This window comes from Streptomyces sp. 8P21H-1 (assembly GCF_013302945.1).
Window position 1 is genome coordinate 1 of sequence record NZ_JABTYA010000196.1, and the last position, 4,308, is coordinate 4,308.

Annotated in this window: 4 protein-coding genes; 3 read left to right on the top strand and 1 reads right to left on the bottom strand. The window is 71.9% G+C overall.

The window, feature by feature from the left end; genetic code table 11:
- Nucleotides 1-801: SDR family oxidoreductase (locus tag HO151_RS03305; protein WP_173894614.1), on the bottom strand; the 801-nt coding region annotated here is incomplete at its 3' end.
- Between the two features lie 509 nt (nucleotides 802-1,310).
- Here HO151_RS03305 and HO151_RS03310 point away from each other — a divergent pair.
- The 3 genes from HO151_RS03310 to modA all read left to right on the top strand — a co-directional run bounded on the left by HO151_RS03310 (nucleotide 1,311) and on the right by modA (nucleotide 4,218).
- Nucleotides 1,311-2,699: a glycoside hydrolase family 43 protein gene (locus HO151_RS03310; protein ID WP_173894615.1), complete on the top strand. Its 1,389-nt coding sequence runs from the start codon at nucleotides 1,311-1,313 to the stop codon at nucleotides 2,697-2,699.
- A 102-nt stretch (nucleotides 2,700-2,801) separates the two neighbouring features.
- Nucleotides 2,802-3,197 carry a molybdopterin-binding protein gene (locus tag HO151_RS03315; RefSeq protein WP_173894616.1) on the top strand — a complete coding sequence of 132 codons (396 nt, stop codon included), beginning with the start codon at nucleotides 2,802-2,804 and terminating at the stop codon, nucleotides 3,195-3,197.
- 205 nt (nucleotides 3,198-3,402) lie between these two features.
- On the top strand, nucleotides 3,403-4,218 hold the full coding sequence (gene modA, locus HO151_RS03320; RefSeq protein WP_368039407.1) for a molybdate ABC transporter substrate-binding protein: 816 nt from the start codon (nucleotides 3,403-3,405) through the stop codon (nucleotides 4,216-4,218).
- The last annotated feature ends 90 nt before the right edge of the window (nucleotides 4,219-4,308 follow it).

Here is a 4,308-nt window from a genome sequence, read left to right on the forward strand (position 1 = left end):
CGCCAGCCGGGGCAGGCTCCAGCGGGACAGGTACGTCACGACCGGCGGCAGCGTGGCACGGCCCAGCTGGGCGGCGAGGAGCCAGCCCGGTACGTACACCGAGGCGCGCCGCCGTTCGACGGCCCGCGCCAGCCGGGCGGCCACCTTCTCCACGGGGTGGACGCGGCGGGCGGGCGGCGGCATGTGGTTCCGCAGCTCCCTCAGCACGGCGTGCCGGTCGGCGTCGCGGATCATGTCGGTGTCGACCCAGTTGAGGTAGGCGATGCCCACCGCGATCCGCTGGTGGGCCACCTCGGCGCGGAGCGAGTGGGCGAAGGCCTCCACGCCCGCCTTGGACGCGCAGTAGGCGCTCATCATCGGTGCCGCGCCGATCGACGCCAGGGAGGCGATCTGCAGGTAGTAGCCCGCCGTGTCGGTCAGGTCGGGCAGGAAGGTGCGCGCGGTGACGGCGCTCCCGGTCAGGTTGACGTCGATCACCCGGCGCCAGGACGCGGCGTCCGTGTCGGCGAAGGGGCCGCCCTCGGCGATGCCCGCGTTGGCGACCACCACGGACGGCTTTCCGAGGCGCTCGCGCACCTCACGGGCGACGCCCGCCATGCCCGCGTCGTCGGTGACGTCGACCTCCCAGGCGGCCGCCCGGGCGGGCAGTTCGGCGGCCAGGGCCTCCAGAGCCGGTTTCTCGTGGCCCAGGAGCGCCAGCCGGGCACCGCGGCCGGAGAGATCGCGCGCCAGGGCGGCGCCCACTCCCCGGGCGGCCCCCGTCACCACCACCGTGCGGCCTCGCAGCGGATCGTGTCCCACGGGTCTTCCTTCCTGCCTGGGGCCTGCCTGGCCCGCCTGGCTCCGGCCGCGCACGGTCCGGTGCCCGAACCACGCTCGGCCGACGTGCGACGTGCGACGTGCGACGTGCGACGTGCGATGTTCAGCGTTCGGTGTTCAGCGTTCGGTGTTCGGTGTTCGGTGTTCGGTGTTCGGCGGAACTTTCGAGTCGGTGTGCGGTTCTTCCCCGGGACGGCCGGACCCGGATGCGGAAGGAGACGGCCCGTTTTCATCGGACCACGGATCGGCCCGGGGCGACACCGCGGTGATCCGCTCCCGCTCCGGCTGCCCCGCCCGGCCCGCCGGACGCACGGAACACACCAGGCCCGGAGAAACACCCCGGCCTCGTCGGAACGATTGACGCGCACCGTGCGGGACCCTACTTTCTGACCGACCTTCCGAACCCAGTTCGAAATATCGGCCACTTCGTCCGTCCGCTGTCTGCTCGACGTCTGCACGCCATCCGCCCGGCACCCCGTCTGGAGACCGAGATGAGCGCAAGACCCCAGCCGTCCCGACGCCTCTTCCTCGGCATGGCCGCCGCCACTCCCCTGGCCATGACCGGCTCACCGGGTCTCGGCGCGGGCACCGCCCACGCCGCGGACCCGGCCTACGCGATGTGCTACTTCACCGAGTCGACCAGCCTCGGCGCCGGCACCGACTACGGGCTCCACCTCGCCGTCAGCACCGACGCCCTCAACTGGACGCCCCTCAACCAGAACAACCCCCTGGTCACCCCCACGGCGGGCGCCCTCGGCCTGCGCGACCCGTTCCTCCTGCGCAGGCAGAACGGCTCCTTCGTCGTCATCGCCACGGACCTCAAGGGCACCGACTGGAGCTACAACAGCCAGTACATCCACGTCTGGGACTCCGCCGACCTGCGCACCTTCACCGGGTACCGCCGCCTCAAGCTGCACGACATGACCACCCACAGCTGGGCACCCGAGGCGTTCTGGGACGCGGGCCGGGGGCAGTACGCCGTCATCTACTCCTCGGTCAACTCCAGCGGCCACAACGTGATCATGGTGAACTACACCAGCGACTTCGTCACCGCGTCGGCCCCGCAGGTCTTCTTCGACCCCGGCTACGACGTGATCGACGGCAACATGGCCGTCGGCGTCAACGGCGTCAACTACCTGTTCTTCAAGAAGAACCAGACCATCGCGGCCGCCCGGTCGGCCTCCCTCACCCCGGGCAGCTTCACCGAGTTCGGCACCGGTGTCTCGCACGGCGGCACCGAGGCCCCGACCGTGTTCAAGTCGCTCACCTCGAACACCTGGTACCTCTGGGCCGACACCTACACACCGAACGGCGTCTTCTACGCCTGGCGGTCCACCGACCTGGCCTCGGGCACCTGGACCGCGCTGGACCAGAGGACCTACACCCAGCCGGTCAACTCCAAGCACTGCGGCACAGCCACGATCACCGCGGCCGAGTACACCGACCTGCTCGCCCGGTGGGGCACCCCGGCCTGGAACCGGCTCAAGTCGTACAACCACCCGGACCGCTACGTCCGGCACGCCGGCTACGTCGCCCGCGTCGACGTCTACCCCTTCGACCTCTACAGCGACGCCCAGTGGAAACTCGTCCCGGGCCTGGCCGACGGTTCCGGGGTCTCCTTCCAGTCGGTCAACCACCCGACCCGCTATCTGCGGCACTACGACTACGCGCTCCGGCTCGACGTCAACGACGGCACGGCGGCGTTCGCCGGCGACGCGACCTTCCACCGCACGGCGGGCCTCGCCGACTCCTCGTGGGCGTCGTTCCGGTCGCACAACAACCCGACCCGCTACATCCGCCACTCCAACTACGTACTGCGCGTCGATCCGGTCTCCACGGCCACGGAACGGCAGGACGCGACGTTCCGCGTCGGTCACTGAACCGGCGGGTCCCGTCCGGACCACCGGACCGCCGGACCGCCGGACCGCCGGCCGTCCGGCTGTCAGGGCGGGGCCCGCCGGTGATCGCCTATCTTGACGCGTATGCAGTCATACACGATCGGCCAGGCGGCGCGCCTGCTCGGAGTGAGCCCGGACACCGCACGCCGGTGGGCCGACGCGGGCCGGATGGTCACGCACCGGGACGAGGGCGGACGGCGCCTCATCGACGGGAAGGACCTGGCCGCCTTCTCCGTCGAACTGGCCAAGGTCGCCGGCGGGGAGGAGGACCCGTCGTACACCTCCGTCCGCAACGCCTTCCCCGGCATCGTCACGGCCGTGAAGCTCGGTGACGTCGCCGCCCAGGTGGAGATCCAGGCCGGCCCGCACCGGCTGGTGTCCCTGCTGACACGGGAGGCCGTGGAGGAGCTGGGACTGGAGGTGGGGGTGGAGGCCGTCGCCCGGGTGAAGTCGACGAACGTGCACATCGACCGGGGCTGAGGCCGGAAGGGCCGGGCGTCACCGGCGGCGCCCGGGCCGCCGGGCGAGCAGCGCACCGGCAACGCCCGCGCACGCCTGCGCACCCGCACAAACGCAGATGCGAGGCATCAGAAAGCCAGGCGCGGATCGTGCGGAGCACCAGAGGGCTTTCCCCTCGCATCTGCGGCAGTATGATCGGCGTGTGCACACCTGGGGAAGTGAATCCGTGACGACCCGTACCGCCCGCAGCACACGCACGCGCCGCCGGGCCCCGTGGGCGGCGGGCACGGGGGCCGCCCTGCTGATGCTGGGCGCCTGCTCCTCCAGCGGTTCCGACAGTTCCGACGGCTCCTCGCCGGACGGCGTGTCCGGCACGGTGACCGTGTTCGCCGCCGCCTCCCTCAAGGAGAGCTTCACGGCGCTCGGCGAGGACTTCGAGAAGCGGCACCCGGGCACGGAGGTCACCTTCAGCTTCGGCGGCAGCGACTCGCTGGCCGCGAGCATCACCGGGGGCGCCCCGGCGGACGTGTTCGCCTCCGCCAGCCCCGGCACCATGAAGATCGTGACGGACGCCGCGGACGCGGCGGGGACTCCCGCCGCCTTCGTCCGCAACGAACTGGAGATCGCCACCCTGCCGGGCAACCCCGAGGGCATCTCCTCCCTCCGGGACCTCACCGCGCCGGGCCTGAAGGTCGTGCTGTGCGACGAGGAGGTGCCGTGCGGCGCCGCCGCCCGGAAGGCCCTCGGCGCCGCCCGGGTGAAACTCACCCCCGTCTCGTACGAGCAGGACGTGAAGGCGGCTCTGACGAAGGTCCGGCTGAAGGAGGCCGACGCCGCGGTCGTCTACCGGACCGATGTCCGCTCGGCGGGTGACAAGGTGGAGGGTGTGGAGTTCCCCGAGTCCGCCGACGCCGTCAACGACTACCCGATCGTCCGGCTCAAGGACGCGCCGAACGCCGAGGCCGCCGACGCGTTCATCGCGCTGGTGCGGTCCGCCGCGGGCCAGGAGGTCCTGACCCGGGCGGGATTCCTCAAGCCATGACCTCCCCCGGCGAGGAGCCCGGCGCCGCAACCGGCACCCTCCGGGCAGGGCCGCGGCGCCGGCGGAACCGGACGGGCAGCGGCGGCGGCA